Source organism: Arthrobacter sp. StoSoilB22, from assembly GCF_019977315.1.
Taxonomy (GTDB): Bacteria; Actinomycetota; Actinomycetes; order Actinomycetales; family Micrococcaceae; genus Arthrobacter.
The window spans coordinates 4,505,635-4,530,483 of sequence record NZ_AP024652.1; the positions used below are offsets into that span (position 1 = coordinate 4,505,635).

The following is a 24,849-nucleotide window of genomic DNA, read 5'->3' on the forward strand; positions in this document are numbered from 1 at the left end:
GTCTCCGGTAAGTGGCAGATGCGAAAGGGTACGCCTTGGGACATCCGGGGGTGGGGGTGCCGGGGATGGCGTCTGTAGTGACGAAGGTAACACAAAAATGGCGGTAGTAGTCATTAAATACATTTGTTAATGCACATGATGCACATGACCCTCTGAGGGTGGCCTGGACACAACGGCAGCCGAATGGTCGATCTGCCCACCGCTTAGGTCAAAACGACATGGTGGGACGGACAGGGAACTGCCACAAGATTGAAGCATCCACCCCACCCATGAAGGAGAACCATGAAGACCTATGACCTCGCATTGATCGGTTTCGGCGGCGTCAACCGCACCCTGGCCGAACTTATTGCCAATCGGGGCAAGGAACTTTCCAGTGAACTGGGATTTGGCCTTCGCGTTGTAGCCATCACCGATCTCCGCCTGGGCTCTTTGATGAACGCCGACGGAATCGATCTTCCGCTGGTGCTTGGACTGGGACAGGGTGAGACCTTTGCGGACCACGGCGGTTCAGAGGACACCAACAATGAGGCAGTAATCCGCACCTGCACGGCTGACATCGTGTGTGAAGCAACGTTCACCAACCCTGAAGACGGGGAGCCGGCGGTATCCCACGTCCGCTGGGCACTGGAATCAGGCAAGAGCGTATGCACCACCAATAAGGGCCCGGTGGCACTGCAGGGGCCTGAGTTGTCGGCATTGGCCGAAATGAATGGCGTGCACTTCGAGTTCGAAGGCGCTGTCATGAGCGGAACCCCGGTGATCCGACTCGCCAGGAAGATGTTCGCCGGACTCACGATCAGCGGTTTCGAGGGCATCCTCAACGGAACCAGCAACTACGTGCTCGGCCGTATGGAAGCCGGAATGGATCTGGATGATGCCATCAAGGAAGCACAGGATCTGGGATACGCAGAGGCCAACCCGGCCGCAGACATTGAAGGCTACGACGTTCGCCTCAAGGTCCTGATCCTCGCCAACCAGCTTCTGGGGGCGGACATCACCCTGCAGGACGTCAGCTGCGAGGGCATCTCCTCCGTCACCCGCGGGGCTATTGAGGATGCCGCCCGCCAAGGGCTGCGCTGGAAGCTCGTGGGCTCTGCGCGCATCACGCCCAGCGGCTCAGTCATGGCCAGCGTCAAACCGGTGGCACTGCCTTTGGACCATGGCCTGGCGGGAATATCCGGGGCCACCAACGCCGTCTCCTTCACCACGGACCTCCTGGGACCAGTCACGGTGTCCGGCCCGGGTGCCGGACGCGTGGAGACCGCCTACGCCCTGCTTTCGGACATCATTGCCATGCACGCTGCATCAAAGGTGGCCTCCCATGCTTAAGGAAACAGGTACCGCAACGGACTCGCCGTCCCTTCCGGCCTTCCAGAATGTCACCAGCCCCTACGACAACCGCGTAGTGGGCGCTGTTCCCCTGACCGACGACGCGAATGTTGACGCCGTCCTGGAAATCGCCCGTGCGGGAGCCCGGGTGGCGGCGGACCTTTCCCGGCACGCCCGGGCGGAGATTCTGGACAAAGCCGCCGCCTTGATGGAGGAACGGCGGGACGCTTTTGCCGGGACAATCGTCGCCGAAGCCGGCAAGACCATCCGGCAGGCACGCAAGGAGGTCCTGCGCGCCGTCAACACCCTGCGGCTGTCCGCAGCCGAGGCCCGCCGCAGCGCCGGGGAGGTCATCCCGTTCGATGCCTACCAAGGCTCGGAGAACCGGACAGGGTGGTTCACCCGGGAACCCTTGGGCATGATCCTGGCAATTACGCCCTTCAACGATCCCCTGAACCTCGTGGCCCACAAGATCGGACCGGCTATTGCAGGCGGAAACGCCGTCATCCTCAAGCCCTCCGCCCTTACCCCCTTGTCAGCCCAGCTGCTCACTGAAGTCCTGATGGAAGCCGGCCTGCCCCACAACGTGCTCACCGTGGTCCACGGCGGCCGTGGGATCGCAGGGCACATCATTGCTGCACGTGATGTCCGGATGGTGTCCTTCACTGGCGGCTTTTCCACCGGCGAAAGTATCGCGAAGACGGCGGGTCTCAAGAGGCTCTCCATGGATCTGGGCGGAAACGCGCCGGTGATCGTCATGGGAGATGCCGATCTTCAGGAGGCGGCATCGTCCTGCGTATCCGGAGCGTTCTGGGCAGCCGGCCAGAACTGCGTGGGCGTTCAAAGAATCCTGGTGGACAAGGAAGTATACGGCCGGTTCAAGGAACTGTTCCTCGCTGGGACCAGGGCGTTGGTGGCCGGCGACCCCTCGGACGAAACAACTGACGTGGGTCCCATGATCAGCGCCTCCGCCCTGGAAGAAGTGCGCACCAAGATCGATCTCGCGGTGAACGCTGGAGCCGTCATTCTCGCCGGGAACCAAGTGCAGGGAAACGTCCTGCACCCAACAGTCCTGGAAGACGTCCCGGAAGACAGCCGCTTGTGGGCAGAGGAAGTGTTCGGCCCCGTGGTGATGTTGCGTCCGGTGGACGGCCTCGACGAAGCCATAGAGGTTGCCAACTCGATTGACTTCAGTCTCCACGCTGGGATCTTCACAGCCTCGCTGGGCCAGGCCATGGAAGCAGCCCGCAGGATCCAGGCCGGCGGAGTCATGATCAATGATTCCTCCGACTACCGGTTCGACGGCATGCCCTTCGGAGGTTCCAAGTACGGAAGCATGGGGCGTGAGGGAGTCCGCTTCGCCTACGAAGAAATGACCCAACCCAAAGTCATCTGCATCAATAACCAAGGACATGGATCGTGACGCATCGACGTGAGCGGGATTCACTGGGCTCCGTCCCGGTTCCGGATACTGCCTATTGGGGCGTCCACACTGCCAGGGCACTGGATAACTTCTCCATCAGCGGGGTCCCCGTTTCCCGGTACCCGGGACTGGTGGTGGCCCTGGCCAGGGTGAAGCGTGCCGCGGCCCGGGCCAACATGGATCTTGGGGCGATCGACCCCGTGGTTGCCGCGGCCATTGATCACGCATGCCGGGAAATCGAGGACGGGAAACACCACGGGCAATTCTGCGTGGACATGATTCAAGGTGGTGCCGGAACCAGTACCAATATGAACGCCAACGAGGTGATCGCGAACGTAGCTTTGGAGCACCTGGGCCACTCAAGGGGCAGCTATGAGTACGTGCATCCCATTGACCACGTCAACAGGTGCCAGTCAACGAATGACGTCTACCCTACTGCCATCAAACTGGCCCTGATCTCCGCGATCCGTTGCCTGGATCATGAGCTGGCCGCTTTGGCTCAGGCCATGCGGGTCAAGGGGGAGGAATTCGCGCATGTGGTGAAAATGGGGCGCACCCAACTGCAGGACGCAGTACCCATGACCCTGGGCCGGGAGTTCCACGCGTTTGCCGCCACGATCGAAGAAGACCGGCAGAGGCTTCAAGAGTCGGCGGACCTCATGCTCGAATGCAGTCTGGGGGCGACAGCCATCGGTACGGGAATCACCGCCCTGCCGGGCTACCAGGCGCGGGCAGTTGACGCTCTGACAGAAATCTCAGGGTTGCCGTTGGTGCCCGCAGCGGACTTGCTCGAGGCGACTTCCGACGTCGGAGTCTTCATGCATGTCTCAGGAATGCTGAAACGGTCGGCCATCAAGATGTCCAAAATCAGCAGCGACCTGAGGCTGCTTTCCAGCGGCCCACAGAATGGCTTCGCCGAAATCCTGCTGCCAGCCCGGCAGGCCGGCTCGTCCATCATGCCGGGCAAGGTCAACCCGGTAATACCCGAGACCCTGAACCAGATAGCGTTCGCCATAGCTGGCGCGGACACCACTGTGACCATGGCAGCAGACAACGGCCAACTCCAGCTCAACGCCTTTGAACCGGTGATCGCCAACGCACTGTTCCAGGGCTTCGACTGGCTCACCAATGGCGTGCGGATCCTCCGGACGCACTGCATCGAAGGGATTACGGCCAACGAGGCAGAGCTCAGGCGACGGGTGTCCGGGTCGGCTGGACTTGCCACCGCGTTTATTCCGGCGATTGGTTACGCGGCGGCAGCTGAAGTCGCGCATAAGGCCAAGGACGGGCAGATGGCCGTGATCGATGCGGTGGCGGCCCTGGGCTTCATGGGAAGGGAAGACGCGCAGTTGATTCTGGACGCCGTCGGCACCTGACGGACCGCCGTCAGGACCTAGGTGCAGGCCGGGTTCCCGGCGTTACGCCCTGCGGATCACGTTGGACAGCGTCACTGCCGTCACCGTGTCCGAGACCCCGGGAAGGGCTGAAATCTGCTCCCAAATCTCCCGGATCCGCCCATGCGAACGTGCTTCGACCCGGACAATGAGATCGAAATCCCCGCTGAGCACATCGCACAGGACCACCTCGGGGATGGCGCGGAGTTCACTCAGGACGTCTGCGCCCCGCATCCGGTCCTTCCTGTAAACCATGAGGAAGGCGGACACCAGATCCTGGGTATCAAGGCCCGCCACCACGGTGTACCCCTGGATGTAGCCCTGCCGCTCCATGCGCTCGATCCGCTGGCGCACCGCGTTGCGGGAGAGCAGTACCTTGCCCGCCAGTTCGGCATGCGGAATGCGGGCGTTTTTGGTCAGCTCTGACAGGATCCTTTGGTCTATGGCGTCGAGGCCCGCTCGCTCCATGCGTCCCCTTCCAAAGGATCGTTATGGCCGGTCGGCCCAGAAGGACATGATACTGGGCGCCGGGACCACGCCGGCCAGTGCCGACAGGGTCCCGGTTAGTAATCCGGGTTACTGGGCACCACGAGTCCGGTTTCGTAGGCATAGACAACAACCTGCACCCGGTCACGCAACTGGAGCTTGCTCAGGATCCGGCGGACGTGGGTCTTCACCGTGGCCTCGGAGAGGAAGAATTTATGGGCGATCTCAGCGTTGGAGAGGCCCTCGGCAATGGTGGTGAGTATTTCGGTTTCACGCGGGGTGAGTTCGTCCAAAAGGGGATCGCGGTGCGGGCTCGGAGAATGTCCGGGCACCACGCCGCCGCGAACATAGGTTTCCAGCAGGCGTTGCGTGACTCGCGGCGCCACCACCGCATCGCCACTGGCTACCAGGCGCACAGCGTGAACCAGCTCAGATGGCGCAACGTCCTTAAGTAGGAACGCGGAAGCACCGGCCTGCAAGCCGCTGAAAGCGTACTCATCAAGGTCGAAAGTGGTCAGGATGATGACCCGCGCATCGGAGCCTGAATCCGAGATCCGTCGTGTTGCTTCGATGCCGTCCATGCCTGGCATACGCACGTCCATCAGGACCACGTCCGGCTGCAGGGCCTCTACCTGGCGTACGGCCTCAATCCCATCCGACGCCTCGCCCACAACGTGGAAGTCCTCTTCGCCCTCAAGAATGAGCCGGAAGCCCATCCGCAGCAGTGGCTGATCGTCCACCAGCAGCACGTTGATGATGTCTTCGGTCATGATTCCCCCTTTTCGCCGTTCCAGCGGAGCTCGGCGTGGACCGCCCAGCCTCCCCTTTTTCCCGGACCGGCAGTAACGATTCCAGCATAGATTCCGGCGCGTTCATTCATTCCGGCAATGCCTTGTCCTGTCCCCAGGCTGCCCACGGACTCGCTGCCACCTTCGCGGGTTCCCCGGCCGTCGTCGAGCACGTCTATGGTGACCAAATCGCCGTCGCGAGCCACTTGGACATCAACCCGGCTGAGCGAGCGCCCATACCTCAAAACGTTGGTCAGCGACTCCTGCACAATCCTGTAGACCGTCAGTTCGAAAGCCGGGTCAGCCGGGAGGCCAGGTCCCGTATGGGCATAGTGCAGCGGCAGTCCGGCAGTTCGGAAACCGTCCAAGAGCTTCGCCAGGTTCTGCCCGGATTCAAGGGGTGTCAGCGGTGCTGGCCGCCCGGAATCGTCGCGCAGGACACCGAGCACCCGGCGCATATCTGCCAAGGCGGCCCTTCCCGTGCGCGACAGTTCGCCGAGGACGTCGCCGGCCCGCTGCGGATCCTTCTTGACCACCACGGCGGCACCGTCCGAGAGACTGATCATTACCGTCAGCGAGTGCGCAACGACGTCGTGCATTTCGCGGGCGATCCTGTTCCGTTCGGTGACCTTGCCCAGCTGCGTTGTCCGCGCAGCCCAGGCCGCGATCTCCGCCTCATGCTCCCTGCGCTGGCGTACCGAGATGCCGATGCCCGTGGCGAGGAGGTTGGAGAGCATGATGGTCACGGCGGTGGCGATGTTGTTGATGAGGTGGAAGTTCTCCGGGACGTCCTGCAAATTGTCCATCTGGCTGGGGCTGGTCCACATGAACAAGTACAAAAGGCTCAACGGGAGGCTGGCCGCGGCGAACACCACCAGGGTCAGCGCACGCCTCCGGAGCGCCGCCACCGCGTACAGTGCGAACCACAGGCCAGCGGAAACGTTCGAGCCCCATGGGTTCAGGATGGTGGCCGCTATTTCAAGAAGCGCGACTGCCAGAACCACCTGCAGCGGGAACCGTCGCCTGAAGAACAACGCCGAGGCGATCAACAGCAGAATTACCACCACGAGCCATTTACCGTCGACGGCCGACGGAATGATGGTGGGCAGCGCCAGGAGAACGTAGCAGAGGATCACCACGGCATCCATGGCGCGGGGACGCTTGAAGAAGTAGCGCCGGATACGGCCCCTGCGTCGCTGGGCAATTTCAGCGAAGGACGCATCGGCCGTGGTGGCCGATACGTCCTTCATCTGTGGAGCTTCAGTCATGAATCGAGCCTAGACGGCACTCCGTCCTAGACGTCCCGCTTCTTGAGCAAAATCATGGCCAGCGCAACCGGGACAATTACCCAAGCTCCCAGGACCAAGCCTGCCTGCCAGGCTTCCAGCGTTTCCGGAACATGCTCGACGGCGGTCAACGGACTAATGGTGCTGGTGGGCAGGTACTTGTTGGCTTCCTTGAAGAAATCACCGGGGATGAGCTGGAAAGCGATGGGTGCCACAAACAGCAGCCCAACCAGGCTCATGATGCCGCCGGCAGAGTTCCGCACGATCGTTCCAAGGGCCATGCCAATGGCCGCTACAGCTGCCACGTAGATGCTGTTGACCACCAGGAGCTTGACCGACTGTGAGCTGCCCAGATCCAGCTTGAGGTCGTAGTTATCCACGATAGGGAGCGACACCAGCCCGGCGATGTAGATGGACACGGCGGTCAGGAGGAAGGAGCTGACCATAACCACAATCAGCTTTGCCAGGAAGGGCGAAAGCCTTTTGGGAACGGCGGCAAAGGTGGAGCGTGCCATTCCGGTGGTGAACTCGGAGCTCATGAGCAGGACGCCCAAGGACCCGAGGATGAGCTGGGCAAACGAGATTCCCGAGGTGGGTATGCTCACCGCGAGGTCCCCACCCTGCGCTGCCATGGCGGCAGCGGCCTCAGGGTCGTTGGCCACCTGCTCTGCAAACTGTCCTGTTCCCCATGCTGAGAGGGCGGCGAAACCCACCATCACCAAGGCAGTGGAAGCCAGGAGGATCAGCGTGGACATCAGCGTGCGGAACTTAATGAACTCGGAGTTGAGTACGCGGTGGAATGCCGGTCCGGGACCGACGGAGTTGCGGATGGACTTGCGGTCCACAGTGGTGGTGCTCATGTCTATTTCCCTCCGGCCTGGGCGGGAACCGAGGCCCCGGTGGTGATGTGCGAGTGGTATTCGACCTCATCCTTGGTCAGTTCCATGTAAGCCTCTTCCAGGCTTGCCTGGAGCGGTGTCAGCTCGTAGACCATCACTTGGTTGTCCAAAGCCGTACGGGCGATGCCGCGGGGATCAAGCCCTGAAACTTCCAGCAGTTCGCGTTCGTGGACCTCCACGGATACGCCGGTGCCGGCCAGGAGCTGCATGAGGCGTTCAGGCTGGTCCGTGCGGACGCGGGTCCGTGCATGGCCCTTGCCGGTGATAATTTCGGCGATGGGTGCGTCGGCGATGATCCTGCCGCGGCCGATCACGATCAGGTGGTCTGCAGTCAGCGCCATTTCGCTCATGAGGTGGCTGGACAAGAACACCGTGCGGCCTTCAGAAGCCAGGTACTTGACGAGGTTGCGAACCCACACCACGCCTTCAGGATCAAGACCGTTCACCGGCTCATCGAGGATGATGGTCTGCGGGTCACCCAGCAGCGCTGCGGCGATGCCAAGGCGCTGACCCATTCCGAGTGAGAATCCCTTGACCTTCTTCTTGGCGACGTCTCCCAGTCCGGTCATCTCGATGACTTCCCGGACACGGCTCTTGGGGATGCTGTGCGTTGCTGCCATGGCAAGCAGGTGGTTGTATGCGGTGCGGCTCGTGTGAACAGCCTTGGCGTCCAACAGGGCACCGATCTCCCGCAGCGGCGCCTTGTGTTGCGCGAAGGGCTCACCGTTGACGGTTACAGAGCCCGATGTAGGAGCGTCCAGCCCCATGATCATGCGCATGGTGGTTGACTTGCCGGCACCGTTCGGACCCAGGAAGCCCGTCACCCGTCCGGCCTGGACAGTGAAACTGACGCCGCCCACGGCGGTCTTCTCGCCGTAGACCTTGGTCAGGCCTTTTGCTTCGATCATGGAAGCGTTCCCTCCTCGGAGCACATGTGCGTGCAAGTGAGTTTCGAATGTAGCTACAACGCTACTCACGGAAGGAACACAAATCGCCTGTCTCAGGGATGATTCAGGGTTCAGTCAGGGTAGTCCTCGCGGATGATGCCCCCGCGCCTTAGGCCTCCGGCAGCGGCGAGTAGACGGTAAGCTCGCCCGGCTTCACCGTGAAGGTGGCTTTGCGGACGCCAGGCTTCGGCTCCCCGTCAACCGCCAGAACCAAGGGTTGCCCAATCGCTTCCACGGTAACGGTAGTGGCCTCGGTCAGGTGGGTGACCTTGGAGGCGGCAACCGTACCCGTCACGACTGCCCAGAGCAGCCTTGCACGGGCAAACGGCTCGTCCGCAGTGATCATGCGCAGATCGAAAACACCGTCATCCAGTACCGGCCTGCGTAGTGGTGCATGATCGCTGGGGTAGAACCTGCCCCTGCCCATGTAGAGAATCCAGAGCTTGTGCTTCACCCCATCAACCAGGAGTGTGGTGGGGGAGTTCACTCCGAAGGTGCGTAGCGATGCCACCACGCCGGCCAACGGCTTACCCATAGCGGGCTGCAATCTCTCCCGGCGACGCACCAGATTCGGATAGACGCCAAAGCTGGCAGTATTCAGCATGGCCAACTCGGTGGTCTCGGGCGCCTCGGGAAGGCCCCGCTGGACCACCACATGGCCCAAATCGACGGAAGCCGCCTGCCCTCGGGTCACGGCGTCGATTGCATCGTCTATGGAGCTGGTACCGAGGTCGCGGGCGAAGTGGTTGAGGGTTCCCCCTGGCAGGACCAGGAGCGGCAGTGAATGTTCGACGGCGGCAGCCGCCGCGGTGCCCACCGTTCCGTCGCCGCCCCAAACGCCCAAGGCGACGATGCCTGGTCGGGTTGCGACCGCCTCGATTTCAGCCGCTACGTCTTCACCCTCGGAAATTTCACGTATATGCGCCTTAGGGAATATGCCCCGCAAAAGTTCCGCGGTTTCAGGGGTGTAGGACCCACCCAGGGCATTGACCGCTATACCCAGCCCGTCGCCATCAGATATTGCCGGCGCCTTCGCAGGCGTTCGGCGAGGTGTCGGTTCAGCAGGTCTGGCAGGCCACCACTTACGGGTCAGGACGGCTGCTCCGGCGCCCAGTGCGGAACCGAACACCACATCGGAGGGCCAGTGGGCGCCCGTGTGCACGCGTGAGTAGGCCACTCCCGCAGCAATCGGAGCAAAGGCCAGACCCAGGCCGGGGGAGACAATCCCAGCGCCCACAGCAAATGCCACGGCGGACGCGGAATGACCCGAGGGCATGGATGAACTGGTGGGTTGCGGGTTCACGAAGCGGAACAGCGGCAGGTGCGTCGGGAGGGGGCGGGCCCGAGGGAGCAGCCGCTTGAAGATGAGGTTGGTGACCGCTGACGCGACACCTAGCGCGAGTACCCCGTGAAGGGCCGCCCTGCGCGGTTTACCGGGAAAGGCGGCCATGACTCCGGCTATTCCGAGCCACAACTTCCCTTTGGTGGCCGCAGCGGAGAGTCTCCGGAAAAAGACATCGTGATCGCCCTGGGGTTGCCGGGACACTGCCCGCACCAGGAAATGGTCAAACCTCGCAACCCGTTTGGGGCCTTTGCCCAAGAAGCCTCGCATGCCTTCACACTAACGCCTGCCGGTGCCACCCATCTGCCATGGCTACCATGAATGGATGATTCGTGTACTCCATCCACGTCCGCGCCCCGGCTGGCAGCTGGTCACCCCCGGAGTACTCCTGCTGTGCGCCTTTGCAGTTCCCGGGGTGTTGATCATGGCAGGGCCAGGCGAGCCGGCCTTCAACCGGGCGGACACCGGCTGGCAATCCTACGCCTTCAGCCTGCACTCCCCGTTCTGGGATCAGGTGAACGCAGTCCTCAATTGGGCAGGGTATGCCGGGATGCTTTTCTTCCACGCGGTGCTGGCTGCGTCGCTCCTGATATGGCGCCGACCCAAAGCAGCCATCTTCGCGGCTGCAAGCGGCCTTTCCGTACTGGCGCTGACGCAGCTGGCGAAAGCCGTGGTGGGCAGGGACCGGCCAGAGGGGGCCAGGGTTCTCACCGATACAGGTTCATACCCCTCAGGGCATGTATCTGCAACCACGGCGTTCCTCCTGGTGACCACGTTGCTGATCGGACGCTGGTGGATGGCAGTGATCGCCGCCCTTGGCGTGATCGCCATGATGATGAGTCGCACTTACCTCTCGGCCCACTGGCTCAGTGATGTCCTGGGCGGGGCGTGCCTTGCCGCCGGCACTGTGCTCCTCATGTGGTGGTACTTCCGAGACACATGCATTAAGGAGAATGAGCTGGCAGACGGGCGCACTATTTGGTCGGCAAAGGCTTCGCAACGCCGGCAAGAAGCAGAGCAAGCAAAATAGGCGCACCGATGGCAAGCAAAGCCATATGGATTCCGGTGTGGTCGCCGAGGTAGCCCAGCAGTGGCGGACCAGCCAGGAAGGCTACGTAGCCTATGGTGGAAACCACGGATACCCGGGCGGCTGCATGCTTGGGGTCGTCCGCTGCGGCCGACATCCCCATGGGGAAGGCCAAGGCCGCTCCAACGCCCCACAGTGCCGCACCAACGCCGGCCAGGACCACATTGCCTGCGAAGACAAACAGTGCGAGCCCTGCGGCGGCTGCTGCCATGCTGGCCCGGAGGACGTTCACTCGTCCAAACTTGTCGATCGCCTTGCCGCCGAAGAACCGCATGACGGTCATAGCCAGGACAAAGAGCGCAAAGAGCAACGCACCGGTGGACTCCGAGGCTCCGAGGCCGTCCACCGCAGCCTTCGCGATCCAGTCATTGCCCGCACCTTCGGTGAGCGTGGCACCGAGGACCACCACACCGATGAGCAGCGTCCTGCCATCCCGCCAAGCTGTGGGACCCTTCTCAGCCACCGCGCCGCCGTCGTGAATTTCTTCCACCTCGTGCGGCAGGAAGTACTTGGGAACTGTCAGCGCCAAGGCGATGGCGATCGCCGCGATAACCAACAAGTGCTCCGGCAAGCCCACACCCAGTTGGGAGAGTCCGGCACCGATCAGGGCGCCCAGGAACGCCCCACCACTGAAGGCAGCGTGGAATTGGGGCATGATGGTGCGCTTGAGCCGGTGCTCGACGTCAGCGCCTTCGATGTTCTGAGCCACGTCCCATAGCCCGATGCCAATGCCGAAGAAGAACAGGGCTACCGCCGTACCCGGAACGGAAGCGGTCATCAGTGAGAAGGCAATGGCTGCACCTGCGGCGCCAGCCACGATGCCGGCCACCCGGACCGTGTTGGCTGTACCGATCCTGCCCACTACCCATCCGGCCGATGGCAGCGCCAGTAGAGAACCCACAGCGGTGCAGAGCAATAGCGTGCCCATCTGGCCGGACGTCAGGCTGAGCGCCTCCGTCACAGCAGGGATGCGCGCAGCCCAGCTGGCGAAGACCAATCCGTTCATGCCGAAGATCAGGAACGTCGCCACGGCCGCGGCGTTGACGTTGGTGGTGCTTCTGGTGTTGGTGGTCATGCAATCACAACTTCCACGGAGAGTTTGTTGAGCCGGGCAAGATCGTCGGGGGATGGTTCTTGGTCTGTCACGATGACGTCCACAGCCTCCATGGCTGCCGCGAGAGCTACTGCGCTGGCATTCCACTTGCTGCCTGCGGATGCCGCGATGACCCGCGCCGCGGATTCCAGTCCGGCACGTTTCACCGCGGCATCATCAAGATCGTGGGCCAGCAGGCCGTCCTTGAGGTTAAGTGCGCAGGGAGTTACGACGGCGGTGTCGAACCTCAGTGAGCGAATGTTGGCTTCGGTCATGGGTCCCCGGAACGACTGTTCCCCCGGGATGAGACGGCCGCCGGGAAGAATGAGCTCCGGCGCGCGGCCGTCCTTGGTGTGAGTGAGGGCCTCGACGCCATGCAGTGACATGGGCATTACCGTGATTTCACGGTTACCCAGGCGGCGCGCGATTTCCGTTGCCGTGGATCCGCTGTCCAGCCACACGTATTCGCGGTCCCTGATCAGCTGGTCCACCACCTTTGCAATACGGACCTTGGCTTCGTGGTGTTCCAATTCGCGTTGCCCGTAACCTGGGTTGTCTCCGCGCGCCAACAGGCTGCGTGCACCGCCGTGGACGCGCTTCAGGACTCCGTTGGCGGCGAGGATTTCCAGGTCGCGGCGGACGGTGGCGCCGGAAGCTCCTGTTGCTTGGACGAGCTCTTCCACTGTTGCTTGCTCGCGGGTGCGCAACAGCTCGCCAATGAGCCGGTGGCGGTCAGCAGTTCCCATGCTTCAACCGTAGCAACATTTGCTCAAATAATCACATAGCATGATCATTTGAGCACTATCCATCTCTCACATCCCATGGCTTAAAGCGAAACGCTCTCGCAGCAGGTGCAAGAGCGTTCGCCGAAAGGGGCGGTTATGTGAGAGAGCGTTGGAACTAGCGGGCGCGCTCCACCCGCTTCTCATCCCACACGGGTTCCTCCGACTCGTAGACCTTGCCGTCGGAACCGAAGATCATGAAACGGTCAAAGGACTTTGCGAACCAGCGGTCGTGCGTGACAGCAAGGACAGTGCCCTCGAAAGCGTCGATGGCCCGTTCCAGAGCCTCGCCCGAGTGAAGGTCCAGGTTGTCGGTTGGCTCGTCCAGCAACAAGAGGGTAGCGCCGGACAGCTGCAGCAGCAGGATCTGGAAACGTGCCTGTTGGCCACCGGACAACGACTCGTACTTCTGCTCGGACTGACCGGCCAAGCCGTACGAATCCAAGGCACCGGCGGCGGCCTCACGGGCGAGTCCGGAACGGTGCTCATCGCCACGGTGCAGGATCTCGAGCAGCGTCCGGCCCAACAGATCAGGCCGGACATGCGTCTGTGCGAAGAACCCTGGCCGGATGCGGGCACCCAGCTTCACGGTGCCTTGATGCGGCACTTCAGCAATCACTACCTCGGACACCGGCAGGTGCTCACGCTCCGGATCGGTGCCGCCGGTAGCCAGGAGGCGCAGGAAGTGGCTCTTTCCCGAACCGTTGGAACCAAGAACACCAACGCGGTCGCCGAACCAGATCTCTGTGGAGAACGGCTTCATGAGACCGGTCAGTTCGAGCTTCTCGGCCACGACGGCACGCTTGGCTGTTCGCCCACCTTTGAGGCGCATCTTGACGTTCTGTTCGATCGGCAAGGCCTCGGGTGGGCCGGCTTCCAGGAACTTGGCCAGACGGGTTTGTGCTGCTTGGTACCGGTTAGCCATATCGGAACGGAAAGCGGCCTTGTTCTTGTACATGTTGACGAGTTCTTTGAGCTTTATATGCTCCTCATCCCAGCGCTTACGGAGTTCCTCGAAACGGGCGTTACGATCGGCACGCGCCTCGACATATGTGCCGAAGCCGCCACCATGGATCCATGCTGAAGCGCCATTGATACCGGGCTCGAGTGTGACGATACGGCTGGCCGCGTTGTTGAGCAGCTCGCGGTCGTGGCTGATGAACAGGACGGTCTTCTTGGACTCGTTGAGCTTGCTTTCCAGCCAGCGCTTGCCCGGAACGTCCAGGTAGTTATCGGGTTCGTCGAGGAGGAGGAGCTCGTCCGGGCCAGCGAACAGGGCTTCCAGGACCAGGCGCTTCTGCTCGCCACCTGACAACGTGGAGGCGCGGCGGAACTGTGCCTTGTCGAAGGAAATACCGAGGGCTGCCATGCAGACCTCGTCCCAGACGGTCTCGACGTCGTATCCGCCGGCGTCTCCCCAGTCCACGATCGCCTGCGCATACTTCATCTGCGTGGGCTCGTCGTCGTGCTCCATCATGGCCAGCTCGGCGTCCTCCACAGCCTTGGCAGCGGCCGCGAGGCTGGCCTGCGCCGTGGAAACGAGGAGATCCCGGACAGTGGATTCGTCCCGCACCTGGCCCACGAACTGCCGCATGATGCCCATGTTTCCGGAGCGGCCCACCACACCTTCGTCGGGGGTGAGATCTCCCGAAATGATCTTGAACAGGGTGGTCTTGCCCGTTCCGTTGGGCCCGATAAGCGCCGTCTTGGTGCCATCGGGGACCTTGAAGGTCACCCCGTTGAGCAGCTGGGTGCCGTCGGAGAGGAAGTAGTCGATGCCTGAAACGTCAATATGGGCCACGTTTCAATCCTCCCACGACGGTCCCCCTCCGGTGTCAGCCGGCTGCGGTGAGGAACGACTTCAGCAGGGGTCCGCTGGTAGTGGCACCCAAGCCACCCTCTTCCACGAACACGGCAACCGCCAGATCCCCATGCGTCGCCACGATCCACGCATGGGTCTTTGGCGGGTTGTCATTGCCGAATTCCGCGGTGCCTGTTTTGGCCCCGACCGGCGTACCGGGAACTTCGGCGAGGAAGCCAGCGTGGCCTGAGGTCACTACAGCCCGCATCATGTCGGACAGTGCAGCGGCTTCTTCCTTGGTGATCGGCTTGGTGGACGCCGGTGACACAGGAACGGCGCTCACTGAAGCGGAAGCGGACGCGGACGACGGCGACGCGGCACCACTTTCGGTGGGCGTGGCACCGGCGCTGGGGTTCTGAGTGGCCTCCGAGCCCTGTGCGGCATCAGCGTTCAGCACGAGCTGCGGAGAGACGGGCGCACCGTTGGCGACGGAAGCTGCCATGACCGCGGCTGAGAGCGGGGAAAAGAGCACCTTGCCCTGGCCGATCATGGAAGCAGCGTGCTCGGTACCTTCGGCAGCGCCCGGAACAGAACCCAAAAACGCGTCTGCTCCCAGTTTGGGAGCTTCAACCGCCACGCCCAGAGCCTGAGCTGCGGATTCGAGCTGGTCCTGGCTGACGGCATCCCGGGCGTTGATGAAGGCCGTATTGCAGGAGTGCGCAAAAGCGTCGCGGAGGGCCACCGAGCCGAGGGAGCTTTCCGGATACCCTTCGGCGTTCTTGAACGTGCGGCCGTCCACGGTCAGCGTTGAGGGGCATTCAACCTTGGAATCGGGGGTGGCGCCGTTGCGGAACATGGCCAGGGAATCAACAATCTTGAAGGTGGAACCCGGCGCATATTGGCCAAGCATGGCCGTGTTGTAGCCGTTGCTGCCTGGTCCGGACGCTGCGGCTAGTACAGCGCCGGTGGATGGCTTAAGGGCAACAATGGCCGACGCGGGCCCAACACCGGCCAACGTTTCCTCCGCCAGCTGCTGGAGTTTCAGGTCCAGCGTGGTTTTCAGCGTGGTGCCCGGGGACGGGAGGGACGAGAAGAACACTTTGGTGCCCGGGGTCTCACCTTCGGACTTAACCTCGGGAGTTGCCAGGACTTCCACGCCATCTTTACCGCGCAGCAACGAGTCGTACTTCTGCTGCAGACCGCCAGTGCCCGTGGTGTCTCCGGCGCGCAGCGCACCATTGGAGTTTTCAATCTGTTCAGCACTGGCTTGGCCAACACTGCCCAGTAATGCCCGGGCAAAGGTGCGGGTTGGAGCCAAAGCCATGGAGTCAAGGATGCTTGAACCGCCGGGGATGGCCTCAATCTTCGCTTCAGTGATATCCGCCGTGTACGCACGGAGAACGAGGCCTTCAACGAAAGCCTGCGGACCGGACGCAGCAACCTGCTTGGCGTACTCTTCAGGGTCCAGCCCGAGCAGAGCCGCCATGGCTCGCGCAGAACTGTCGGCTTGCTCCGCCGGAACCTTTGTTTTGTCGATGCCCACACGGAAGACGGGACGGTCCTCAACAATGGGGGCATCTCCAGCACCCAGGATCTGGCCACGCTGGGCGGGAACAGTCTTGACGGACAAGGTTTCACCCTCGGAAAGTTCCGGGGCGAGGAGTGCAGGTGCCCATTGGACAGCCCACTTGTCACCGGCCTTCTTCAGTGTGGCTTCGGAGCTGTACTCCCACTTTGCCGAGCCGATGTTCCAGCTGTACTTAAGGGGGAAAGTTGCGGTGTCGCCGTCGAGCTTAACGTCGCCTGACTCTACTGCCGGTTTGGCGTCGAGTCCCTCGAACACGGCTTTGAGTTGTTCGTTGGCCGCGGCGGCGTCCTTGCCCTCCACGGTGAGCGAACCGACGTCGAGCGCTGCCAGAGAGGAAGCGAGCTGCTTCGCTGCCCCTTCCGCACCGGCGCGGCCGTCATCACAGGCGGTTAGCGAGCCGGCCATCACGAGCGTCACGAGACCAAGAACAAGACGATGCTTTTTCAGTTTCCCCATTTGCGACATTATGCCCCGTTCCCCTGACACTTTCTTCTTGTGCCCGTTAAACGGACGGCCGTCGCCCGTTGCTCCGGACGGAGGCAGCGGGCGACGGCGGTCTGCACGTCAGGCTACGAAGCGCACGTGAACTTCGCATCACCCCAAACACCATGAGCGCCGTTGATGGATCCGGAGGGGTCCACCACCAATTCCACATATGCCGCACCAGTGAGGTCCACGGACACGGACTCAGGGGCAAATCCCGGTGTGTACGTCCGCGACTGGTACTTGTTCACGCCGTCGGCATTGACCTTGAAGATGATGTTGCCGCCGAAGCCGCTCTCAAGGCCCACCTGGGAGGTGAAAGAGGTGCACTTCCCGCCAAGGTAGTAGGTGATCTTGGATGCCGCGTGGACGCCCAGGCCCTTACTGAACACAGGCTGCTGACCGGTTACGGGATCCGTGTAGTTGATGGCCAGCGGCTTGTCCGGCGATGACGCCGAGTCCTTGTTGGCCACGTTCTTACCGATCACGCCGTAGCCGTTCAAAGCCTGGACCCACGGCGTTTCAGAGGCGTACACCGAACCAAGCGGTACGGCAGGCAGCGGCTGCGATGTCACCTTCCAGTCGAAGAACTTCACGCGGGTGTCAGTGGGCAGGGTGACGGATGCCAGCTCCTTGGTGGGGTTGAGTCGGACCGTGTTGGAGAACGCCTGGTATTTGTATTGCGTGTACTCCGGCGACGGCCCGTTGGCGTTGTTCCTACCCTGTTCGGAAACGGCCACCACTGCCCCGTTGAGGACGGACGGCTGCAACCAGTTGGGGAAGAAGATGGACTGCTGCTCGGTTGTTCCGTCCGCGTAGCTCAGCGTCAAAACCGGGCTGGTTCCATTGCCCACCGCGGCGGATCCAAGCACGGCCAGGTGCGTTCCCTTGCCCTTAACGGCAATGGTCTGCGCGGAAAGCGCCACCGAGTTGGGGACATCGGGTCCGACGGCCGGCCACGTGTAGTCAACCTGTGTCGGTTTTCCGGCGTCCACCGTTACTGTGCTGCCCGGCCGGACTCCGCCTGCAGGAACCGTGGCGGCCGCCAGCTGTTCGGCAGCGAAGGTGGCCCCTCCGCCGTCGAAGTTTCCTAGTGCCTTGCCCGCCACGGTGGTGATCGAGACGGTGTTGTACGCAGCGGCCAAAGAACCATAAGCAACGTAGATCTGGTTGCCGCCGGTCACGGACTGGATGGTCCCTGATGCGTCGTACGACGCCGATACCCGCACGGTCTGTTGGCCCGCCTTTGCGCTGGTCCCCGGTTTGATAACGAACGTGGCAGTTGCTGTGGCGCCGCCTTCAACCTTTGCAGCTGTTGCGCCGGAGGCCGACACCACAGTCCAGCCTTCAGGAAGCACCGGGGTCAGCACCACGTTGCTCTTAGCCTTGGTTCCGGTGTTCACGAAGGCCGCCGTGACGGTGGTTTCCTGGTCCTGGAAGACCTGTTGGCCGGTGGTCACCCGAACTTCAGCCGCGGTGTCTTCCTGGCTCTTGCCGCCCAGCGGGCCGGCCTGCTGCAGCTGAACCGTAGCGGATTGGTTGGAGGCAATTGAGCCTGTCTTCACCCAGATGGTGCCGTTGTTGGCCTCGTCGAAGTACCAGCCGGTTGCTGCTGCGGCGTAGGCGGCCTGGGTGGAGTGCTGGGCCAGCTTGGTGCCGCCGATCTTGACGTCCTTGGGTGCTGCTCCGGCGTGGACCTTCAGTTCGTACGGACGTGCCGTCGCCTTGCCGGTGTACTCGCCCTTCCGCTCACCGATGGCCACTTTGACACTGCTGCTGCCGGTGCCTGGAGCGTCCACCGAGAAGAGCTGGCTGGAAGACTTGCCATCCTTGAATTCGCGGGTCACCTTGTCGTCCTCGTACAGAGTGAAGGTGTCCTGGCCCTTGGCGTAGACGTCCAGAGTGATCATGGAATCTTCAGGAACCAAAGACGCGTTACGGGCAACAATTCCTTGCGGGATCACAGCACCTGCACGAACGAAAACCGGAAGCTTGTCCAGCGGTGCGTTGTAGCCGTTGAGGATCTGGCCGCCCTGGTAGAGCTTGCCGGTCCAGTAATCCACCCATTGCTGGCCTGCCGGGAGGAAGATGCCGTTGCGCACGTCGGTCTGGGTGAAGACCGGGGCTACCAGGAAGTCGGAACCGAGCATGAACTGGTTGTTTGCCTCGGCGCCGTAAGACCATTCCTGGTCAGGGAACTCAAGAGCCATGGAGCGCATCATGGAAACGCCGCTTGTGGATGACTCCTGAGCCAGCGTGTAAATGAAGGGCATGAGCTGCTGGCGGAGCTGGAGGTACTGGCGGTTGATGGCTGTAGCCCCGTCGCCGTAGAGCCACGGACGCTTGTCAGTGGCTGCCCAGCCGGACATGGAGTACAGCGCCGGGGCGAAGGCCTTCCATTGGAGGTCGCGGACGTAGGACTCAGCGGAACCGCCGAAGATGCCGTCAACATCGCCCGTGGTGAATGCCAAACCCGAGTTGCCGGCGCCGGTGAGGGCCGAAACCTGCCAGCGGACGGCGTCGAGGTTTCCTGAATGGTCACCCGTCCACTGCATGCCGCAGCGCTGGGAGCCGGCCCAACCTTCCACCATCAGCGAGGTGCCGCGGGCATTTGAATACTGTTCGATGCCGCCGTGCGCCGCTTCGCAACCGGTGAGTGCCTGGCGGTAGCCCTGGCCTACCCACGCGACGTCGAGCTTGCGGAGCCGGACGCCGGCCTCGCCCACTTCGTACTCCTGGTTGGTCAGGGAACGCTGCGTCCAGAGGCCAACCTTGAGGTCGGTTTCTTCCTCGATGTTGCTCACGGTTTCCGGGAGTTGCTGGTACTCGCAGCCGTAGCCGTCGTTGACCAGCATCCAGCCGGCCGGCATGTCGTTCTCCACGAACTTCCGGGCCGTCTTGATGGCGTCGGGCGTGCGCTGCTTGGCGCCGTCGGGATCACCGTAGCCCGAGGAGGAGTACCCCGGGTTGGAGCGGTTGTAGCAGTCGGCGTCGCCGTATTCCAAGGCGTAGACCGGGGGCATCATGGGCTTGCCGGTCAGCGTGGTGTACGCGCCAAGGGACTGCTTGTAGTCGCCCACGAAATAGTAGGCATCGAAGCGCTTTTCCTCATGCGTGGTGGTGGGCTGGCCGCCGAAGTTGTAGGAGCCGCGGGCGAAGGTGTCGCGGAGAACGCCGTAGCCCTTGGAGGACATGTAGTACGGCACGGCGTTGGGGTAGCCGTCATCGTCCCAGTCGAAGTTCTTGGCAATGTTGATGAGTGCGCCGGTGTGCACGGAGCGGCCGTTCTGCATGCCGCCGCCGATGAACTGCTCGCCGTCCTGCTGGGCAAGGTGCTGCGTAGCTGAGTTGGCGCCGAAGGTGACGGGCGCTGATTCTTCCAGAACCACCGAGCCGTCAGCCCTGAGAACGCGGAGCTGGGTGGTGGCCTTGTTGATCTCGACGCTGATCTTGGCAGTTTTCAGGACCAGCCAGTCGCCGTCTGTGACTGTGGGTGTAGTGCCGGGGAACTTATCCTTGCCCACCACGATGTTGGCGGTCCGGGCGGGATCGCCTTGGTCAGTGTTGGCGGGATCGGTGAATTTTCCGCTGGGGTCAGCTTCCAGGCGGAAATTGCCGTCGTCCAGGAACGTGACGCGGATGGCGCCTTTCTCCGCGGAAAGGTCGACGACGTTGCCGGACTGGATAAACCCGATCACCGCTCCGAGAGGTACTCCGGCGGCATCGACAGGGACTTCGGGGGTGACGGTTTTAATGGCCGCGGGATCACCTGGAGCGGCATTGGCGGCAGCGGCAAAGGTGAGTGCGGGGATGGTTCCTGCGAGGAGCAGCGAGGCTAGGCCGAGGGAAGCGGCCTTCCTGACTAGCTTTTTCGTGCGTCCGGAGCTGCCGGGGGCAGTGCCGGATAAGCCCAATGTGGGTGCGGACATGTGAGGCCAACTTTCGACGAGTGACTTTTTGTGATCTAACTCATAGCGAAACGTGCACTAATCGTCACTGCAAAAGAATCAAAGGTCAACCGTTTAACCAAAATTCGAACCCGACTGAGTCGCATTTGTGCGCGTTTTGGGCGCTCAAAACGCGCACAGGTGCGACTCAGTTGGGGAGAGTCAGCGCGAGCGGATAATCCTGCGCTGCGTCGCGACGGCTATGGCAGCGGTCCGGTTGTCCACGCCGAGCTTCGAGTAAATGTGCACCAAGTGGGTCTTCACCGTGGCCTCGGAAATGAAGAGTTGCTTGGCCATGGCACGGTTGCTCATACCCGTTGCCAAGAGCTCCAAGAGTTGGACTTCCCGGGCGCTCAAAGCCGGGGAAGGATTCCGGATGCGCCCCATGAGCCGCGCCGCAACCTCCGGTGCCAACGCGGTTTGCCCGGCCGCCGCGGACAACACGGCCTGCCGGATCTGCTCCGGCGGTGCGTCCTTCAACATATAGCCGCTTGCACCGGCCTCCACTGCGGCGAGGATGTCCGCGTCTGTGTCATAGGTGGTCAAAATGAGCACAGGCGGCGGGGGAGTCCCGGCCGCACCCGCCTTGATCCTCTCTGTGGCCGTTACGCCATCCATGCCGCTGCCCATCTGCAGGTCCATGAGCACCAGGTCCACGGGCTCACCCAAAGTATTGAGCTTGCTGAGTTCCACCAGCGCGGCATCACCGTCAGCTGCCTCCGCAACCACGGTCACCCCCGGGAAGTCGGCGAGCATGGCCCGCAGTCCTGCCCGAACAACCGGGTGGTCATCCACCAACAACACCCGAATCTCACTCACGCGGCACCCCCATCCGCCGGCAACGGCACCCGGATCGCAACCACGGTCCCCTCACCCGGCGCCGACTCAATCTCCAGGCTGCCGTTCAGTGCCGCCAACCGCTCCCGCAAACTTTGAAGCCCGACGCCGGTTCCGTCGCCACGCGCCGTACCGGCCGCCGTCGAGGGCTCGAATCCAATCCCGTCGTCGAAAACGTCCAAGGTCACCTCAGCGCCCAGGAAAGACAGGGTCACGACGGCGGTGCGCGCGTGGGCGTGCGCCCATACGTTGGCGAGGGAAGCCTGCGCGGCCCGGAGCAGGGTGGTCTGGTACGTATTCGGCAGTTCCATGGGCGTACCCACCAGCTCGAAGCGGCAGCGCAGCGCGGACCCCCGGGCAGCCGCCTCAGTCTCCGTTTTCTCACAGAGGCGGCTGAGGGTATCCACGAGTCCCGAGCGCTCAAGATCCGGCGAACGCAGGCCGCGCACAAAGCTCCGCGCCTCGGCAAGATTGGCAGACGCCGTGTCCTGAACCGTTCGTAGCCGCTCCCGTGCAGCACTGGCGTCGCCATCGTCCAACGCTTTCTCGGCGGACCTGCCCATCAGGACAATGCTTGAGAAGCCCTGCGCCAAGGTGTCGTGGATTTCCCGGGCAAGCCGTTCGCGTTCGGCCAGCATTCCGGCGTCGTGCTGTGTCTGTGCGAGTTCGGCGCGGGTTCTGCGAAGCTCGTCGGCAACAGCGCGCTGATTCTCGGCTTCGACGAACAAAGCGCGATAGGCCAAGCCCGTGACCACCGCGAATGCTGCCCCGAACACCGGCCCAAGGACCATCGCAAGCTGCAGGCCGCCGTCGGACGATCCCCTGCTATGGAACCACAGCGTGCCCACCAGAAGCGCAGTGCTCACAGCAATCGCGGGCAAAGCAAGCGCGCGGGGGAGCAGGTGCAGTTGCAGGAAGAACAAGGGGAAGGCAACCCATGCGAAGTCGCTGCTGACCAGGAGGAGCAGCAGCCATAGGAGCATCACCGCGCCAAGCCACCAGCGTGCGTAGGGTGTGGGATTGAACCGGGTGGGATGGCTTGCATGGCGTTTTTCCAAGAGAGTCCCGCTGAGGTACACCAATGCCAGCAGAGCCGAAAGACTTAGTCCGGCAATCACAGCAACAGCCGACGCCGGACCGTTGGTTCCCATTCCCGTCACCAAGCGGACAACGGCCACCAGCAGCAGAACCGCGAAACCCAGATGAAGGCTCACGCGCAGCACGCGGAGGATTGTGGCGGCGCCAGCGGGAGACTGCATGCTTCACAGCGTATCCCCGGCGCTCCCTCCATAAACCAAATTTCGCGCCCCAGGGCCTGAATCAACCATTCGGATGATCGCCGGTTCAACCCCACGATGCCAGCCGATCCATCCGGCTCCCGATGCCCCTGCGGCCTATCGCCGGAAGAGTTGAGATAGCCGGGATCAAGCCCGCATTGAATCGAAGGAATCCGATGTTTCTTGCCATCCGCGACATCCGCTTCGCCAAGGGTCGTTTTGCGCTCATGGGCAGCGTGGTCGCCCTGATCACGTTGCTGCTGGTCATGCTCTCCGGGCTGACTGCAGGCCTGGGCAACCAGTCGACGTCCGCGCTGGGGGCCCTGCCTGTGCAGCAGATTGTTTTTGGTGCACCCGCCGGAGGTGATCCAAAGGCCTCGTACACCGAATCCGAAGTTTCCCCTGTTCAGCTCGGAGCCTGGCGGGACCAGCCGGGTGTGACGTCCGCGGAGGCGCTGGGAATCAGCCAGACCCGTTTCCAGTCGTTGGGTGGCGGGGGGACCCCGACCGGAACCGCGAACGTCGCAGTCTTTGGCGGCGCGATTGCTCCATCGGCTGTGGAGGACGGGACGGTGGTGGTGGGTGAGTCGCTGGCCAAAGAGCTGACGCTGGAAGTTGGCAGCCGGGTTCGTGCGGGCGGGACAGACCTGACGGTTTCAGCCGTTGTGGAGGACCAGTGGTACTCGCACACCGGCGTGGTGTGGACAACGCTGGAGACCTGGCGGACCATCGCCCACGCAGCACCTGGCACCGCAACGGTCATCACCGCAACCTTCGACGCCGGAGCTTCCGTGGACCTCGACGCCGCCAACGCGTCGGCCGGCACGGTCAGTACGGACCCCGTGGGTTCGTTCCAGGCACTTGCCTCGTACAAGAGCGAGAACGGCTCACTCATGCTGATGCAGGCATTCCTCTACGGCATTTCGGCCTTGGTGATCGTCGCGTTCCTCACAGTGTGGACAGTGCAGCGCACACGCGACATCGCCGTCCTCAAGGCGTTGGGGGCTTCGTCCGGCTATGTGTTGCGGGACGCCCTCACCCAGGCGGCCATGGTGCTGCTGGCAGGAGCGGCGGTGGGCGGTCTTCTGGGCTTGGCCGGCGGAACGTTCGCGGCCCAGGCCGCACCTTTTCTGATCACACCTATGACCACACTGCTGCCTATCGCAGGAATCATCCTCCTGGGCCTGGCGGGCGCAGTCCTGGCGGTAAGAAGCGTCACCACAGTGGATCCACTGTTGGCACTCGGCGGCAACTAAAACATTCCCAGAAAGGCATGCATCGTGAGTACAGCATTGAACCTGGTCAACGTTTCCCTCGAATACCCGGACGGCACCTCAACCCTCAAGGCGCTGGACGCCGTCAACCTGAGCGTGCATAAAAGTGAGTTCCTCTCCCTTGTAGGACCCTCCGGTTCCGGCAAGTCCTCACTTCTCGCCGTCGCGGCGACCCTCGTGAAGCCCACAGCCGGGCTGGTGATCATCGACGAAGAGGACGTCAACGCCTTTTCGGACGCCGAACGCACGGCCCTTCGCCGGGACAAGGTGGGCATCATCTTCCAGCAACCCAACCTGCTACCGGCACTGACCGCCGTCGAGCAGTTGCTGATACGTGAGCACCTCCGGGGCAAGCGTGTGCGCGGAGAACGGGAGAAAGCAGCTGAGCTGCTGGAGGTCGTTGGCCTGTCCGACGCTGCGCATAAGCGCCCACACCAGTTATCCGGCGGCCAGCGCCAGAGGGTGAATATAGCCAGGGCCCTTATGGGAAGCCCTACTGTTCTTCTCGTCGACGAGCCAACCGCCGCGCTTGATCACGAACGCAGCGAATCGATCATCCGGCTACTCCGGCGGGTCACCAACGAGTTCCGCACCGCCACCGTCATGGTCACTCACGACACCGAGTTCCTTCCCCTCACCGACGCCGTCGCGACTATGAGGGACGGACGCATCAGCCGCGCCTTGGTTCCGTCGGCGCAACCCAACTAACTAGCAGCAGTGCGCGTTTTGAGCCGTCAAAACGCGCACTGCTGCGACCTGGTTGGGTGAGGCGGCGTAGTCAGGGGT

The 24,849-nt window shown here is 62.7% G+C and carries 19 protein-coding genes; 6 read left to right on the forward strand and 13 right to left on the reverse strand.

Translation table 11 applies throughout. From position 1 onward, the window contains the following. Positions 1-282 precede the first annotated feature (282 nt). From LDN70_RS20920 to LDN70_RS20930, 3 genes are read left to right on the forward strand one after another with little or no spacing between them, the layout of a single operon-like run. Positions 283-1,329: a homoserine dehydrogenase gene (locus LDN70_RS20920; protein ID WP_223941315.1), complete on the forward strand. Its 1,047-nt coding sequence runs from the start codon at positions 283-285 to the stop codon at positions 1,327-1,329. Beyond that, positions 1,322-2,752 (forward strand): aldehyde dehydrogenase family protein, encoded by a 1,431-nt coding sequence (locus LDN70_RS20925; protein WP_223941316.1) that lies wholly within the window; start codon positions 1,322-1,324, stop codon positions 2,750-2,752. The genes LDN70_RS20920 and LDN70_RS20925 overlap by 8 nt, the downstream gene beginning before the upstream one ends. Continuing rightward, positions 2,749-4,128: an aspartate ammonia-lyase gene (locus tag LDN70_RS20930; protein ID WP_223941317.1), complete on the forward strand. Its 1,380-nt coding sequence runs from the start codon at positions 2,749-2,751 to the stop codon at positions 4,126-4,128. The genes LDN70_RS20925 and LDN70_RS20930 overlap by 4 nt, the downstream gene beginning before the upstream one ends. A gap of 42 nt (positions 4,129-4,170) precedes the next feature. Here the strand turns inward: LDN70_RS20930 and LDN70_RS20935 are convergent, their stop codons facing one another. From LDN70_RS20935 to LDN70_RS20960, 6 genes are all read right to left on the reverse strand, one after another. Then, positions 4,171-4,614, reverse strand: coding sequence for an Lrp/AsnC family transcriptional regulator (locus LDN70_RS20935; RefSeq protein ID WP_062072164.1), 444 nt, complete (start codon positions 4,612-4,614; stop codon positions 4,171-4,173). 95 nt (positions 4,615-4,709) lie between these two features. Continuing rightward, positions 4,710-5,402: a response regulator gene (locus LDN70_RS20940; protein WP_142937334.1), complete on the reverse strand. Its 693-nt coding sequence runs from the start codon at positions 5,400-5,402 to the stop codon at positions 4,710-4,712. Continuing rightward, positions 5,399-6,688, reverse strand: a complete 1,290-nt coding sequence (locus LDN70_RS20945) for a histidine kinase (protein ID WP_142937333.1) — start codon at positions 6,686-6,688, stop codon at positions 5,399-5,401. The genes LDN70_RS20940 and LDN70_RS20945 overlap by 4 nt, the downstream gene beginning before the upstream one ends. Positions 6,689-6,714: 26 nt before the next feature. Continuing rightward, the gene (locus LDN70_RS20950; protein ID WP_142937332.1) at positions 6,715-7,566 is read right to left on the reverse strand and encodes an ABC transporter permease; all 852 of its coding nucleotides are present in this window, start codon (positions 7,564-7,566) and stop codon (positions 6,715-6,717) included. 2 nt (positions 7,567-7,568) lie between these two features. Then, positions 7,569-8,513, reverse strand: a complete 945-nt coding sequence (locus LDN70_RS20955) for an ABC transporter ATP-binding protein (protein WP_142937331.1) — start codon at positions 8,511-8,513, stop codon at positions 7,569-7,571. A gap of 148 nt (positions 8,514-8,661) precedes the next feature. Beyond that, positions 8,662-10,164, reverse strand: coding sequence for a bifunctional phosphatase PAP2/diacylglycerol kinase family protein (locus LDN70_RS20960; RefSeq protein WP_223941318.1), 1,503 nt, complete (start codon positions 10,162-10,164; stop codon positions 8,662-8,664). Between the two features lie 55 nt (positions 10,165-10,219). Between LDN70_RS20960 and LDN70_RS20965 the strand changes: the two genes are divergently transcribed. Continuing rightward, positions 10,220-10,924, forward strand: coding sequence for a phosphatase PAP2 family protein (locus LDN70_RS20965; protein WP_166841981.1), 705 nt, complete (start codon positions 10,220-10,222; stop codon positions 10,922-10,924). Here LDN70_RS20965 and LDN70_RS20970 read toward each other — a convergent pair. The 7 genes from LDN70_RS20970 to LDN70_RS21000 all read right to left on the reverse strand — a co-directional run bounded on the left by LDN70_RS20970 (position 10,869) and on the right by LDN70_RS21000 (position 22,771). Beyond that, positions 10,869-12,056, reverse strand: a complete 1,188-nt coding sequence (locus tag LDN70_RS20970; RefSeq protein WP_142937328.1) for an MFS transporter — start codon at positions 12,054-12,056, stop codon at positions 10,869-10,871. The genes LDN70_RS20965 and LDN70_RS20970 overlap by 56 nt on opposite strands. Next, on the reverse strand, positions 12,053-12,820 hold the full coding sequence (locus LDN70_RS20975; protein ID WP_223941319.1) for a DeoR/GlpR family DNA-binding transcription regulator: 768 nt from the start codon (positions 12,818-12,820) through the stop codon (positions 12,053-12,055). The genes LDN70_RS20970 and LDN70_RS20975 overlap by 4 nt, the downstream gene beginning before the upstream one ends. Before the next feature lie 154 nt (positions 12,821-12,974). Beyond that, positions 12,975-14,657: an ABC-F family ATP-binding cassette domain-containing protein gene (locus tag LDN70_RS20980; RefSeq protein ID WP_142937316.1), complete on the reverse strand. Its 1,683-nt coding sequence runs from the start codon at positions 14,655-14,657 to the stop codon at positions 12,975-12,977. 34 nt (positions 14,658-14,691) lie between these two features. Beyond that, complete coding sequence (locus tag LDN70_RS20985) at positions 14,692-16,710, reverse strand: penicillin-binding transpeptidase domain-containing protein (RefSeq protein ID WP_502773755.1); 2,019 nt, start codon at positions 16,708-16,710, stop codon at positions 14,692-14,694. Positions 16,711-16,814: 104 nt separating this feature from the next. Then, on the reverse strand, positions 16,815-20,657 hold the full coding sequence (locus LDN70_RS20990) for an NPCBM/NEW2 domain-containing protein (protein WP_223941321.1): 3,843 nt from the start codon (positions 20,655-20,657) through the stop codon (positions 16,815-16,817). A 180-nt stretch (positions 20,658-20,837) separates the two neighbouring features. Continuing rightward, positions 20,838-21,494 carry a response regulator gene (locus tag LDN70_RS20995; RefSeq protein ID WP_166841986.1) on the reverse strand — a complete coding sequence of 219 codons (657 nt, stop codon included), beginning with the start codon at positions 21,492-21,494 and terminating at the stop codon, positions 20,838-20,840. Then, positions 21,491-22,771 carry a sensor histidine kinase gene (locus LDN70_RS21000; RefSeq protein WP_166841987.1) on the reverse strand — a complete coding sequence of 427 codons (1,281 nt, stop codon included), beginning with the start codon at positions 22,769-22,771 and terminating at the stop codon, positions 21,491-21,493. The genes LDN70_RS20995 and LDN70_RS21000 overlap by 4 nt, the downstream gene beginning before the upstream one ends. 194 nt (positions 22,772-22,965) lie before the next feature. On the opposite strand from LDN70_RS21000, the gene LDN70_RS21005 reads away from it, so the two are divergent. Then, entirely contained in the window at positions 22,966-24,045 is a 1,080-nt protein-coding gene (locus LDN70_RS21005) for an ABC transporter permease (RefSeq protein WP_223941322.1), read from the forward strand. Between the two features lie 24 nt (positions 24,046-24,069). Then, positions 24,070-24,771: an ABC transporter ATP-binding protein gene (locus tag LDN70_RS21010; RefSeq protein ID WP_223941323.1), complete on the forward strand. Its 702-nt coding sequence runs from the start codon at positions 24,070-24,072 to the stop codon at positions 24,769-24,771. The last annotated feature ends 78 nt before the right edge of the window (positions 24,772-24,849 follow it).

Bases quoted from the DNA above. Each gene is read 5' to 3' on its own strand.
- LDN70_RS20975 (WP_223941319.1), bottom strand. From the start codon at position 12,820: ATGGGAACTGCTGACCGCCACCGGCTCATTGGCGAGCTGTTGCGCACC.
- LDN70_RS20970 (WP_142937328.1), bottom strand. From the start codon at position 12,056: ATGACCACCAACACCAGAAGCACCACCAACGTCAACGCCGCGGCCGTG.
- LDN70_RS20990 (WP_223941321.1), bottom strand. From the start codon at position 20,657: ATGTCCGCACCCACATTGGGCTTATCCGGCACTGCCCCCGGCAGCTCC.
- LDN70_RS21000 (WP_166841987.1), bottom strand. From the start codon at position 22,771: ATGCAGTCTCCCGCTGGCGCCGCCACAATCCTCCGCGTGCTGCGCGTG.
- LDN70_RS21005 (WP_223941322.1), top strand. From the start codon at position 22,966: ATGTTTCTTGCCATCCGCGACATCCGCTTCGCCAAGGGTCGTTTTGCG.
- LDN70_RS20950 (WP_142937332.1), bottom strand. From the start codon at position 7,566: ATGAGCACCACCACTGTGGACCGCAAGTCCATCCGCAACTCCGTCGGT.
- LDN70_RS20935 (WP_062072164.1), bottom strand. From the start codon at position 4,614: ATGGAGCGAGCGGGCCTCGACGCCATAGACCAAAGGATCCTGTCAGAG.
- LDN70_RS20940 (WP_142937334.1), bottom strand. From the start codon at position 5,402: ATGACCGAAGACATCATCAACGTGCTGCTGGTGGACGATCAGCCACTG.
- LDN70_RS20920 (WP_223941315.1), top strand. From the start codon at position 283: ATGAAGACCTATGACCTCGCATTGATCGGTTTCGGCGGCGTCAACCGC.
- LDN70_RS20960 (WP_223941318.1), bottom strand. From the start codon at position 10,164: ATGCGAGGCTTCTTGGGCAAAGGCCCCAAACGGGTTGCGAGGTTTGAC.
- LDN70_RS20945 (WP_142937333.1), bottom strand. From the start codon at position 6,688: ATGACTGAAGCTCCACAGATGAAGGACGTATCGGCCACCACGGCCGAT.
- LDN70_RS20985 (WP_502773755.1), bottom strand. From the start codon at position 16,710: ATGTCGCAAATGGGGAAACTGAAAAAGCATCGTCTTGTTCTTGGTCTC.
- LDN70_RS20965 (WP_166841981.1), top strand. From the start codon at position 10,220: ATGATTCGTGTACTCCATCCACGTCCGCGCCCCGGCTGGCAGCTGGTC.
- LDN70_RS20925 (WP_223941316.1), top strand. From the start codon at position 1,322: ATGCTTAAGGAAACAGGTACCGCAACGGACTCGCCGTCCCTTCCGGCC.
- LDN70_RS20955 (WP_142937331.1), bottom strand. From the start codon at position 8,513: ATGATCGAAGCAAAAGGCCTGACCAAGGTCTACGGCGAGAAGACCGCC.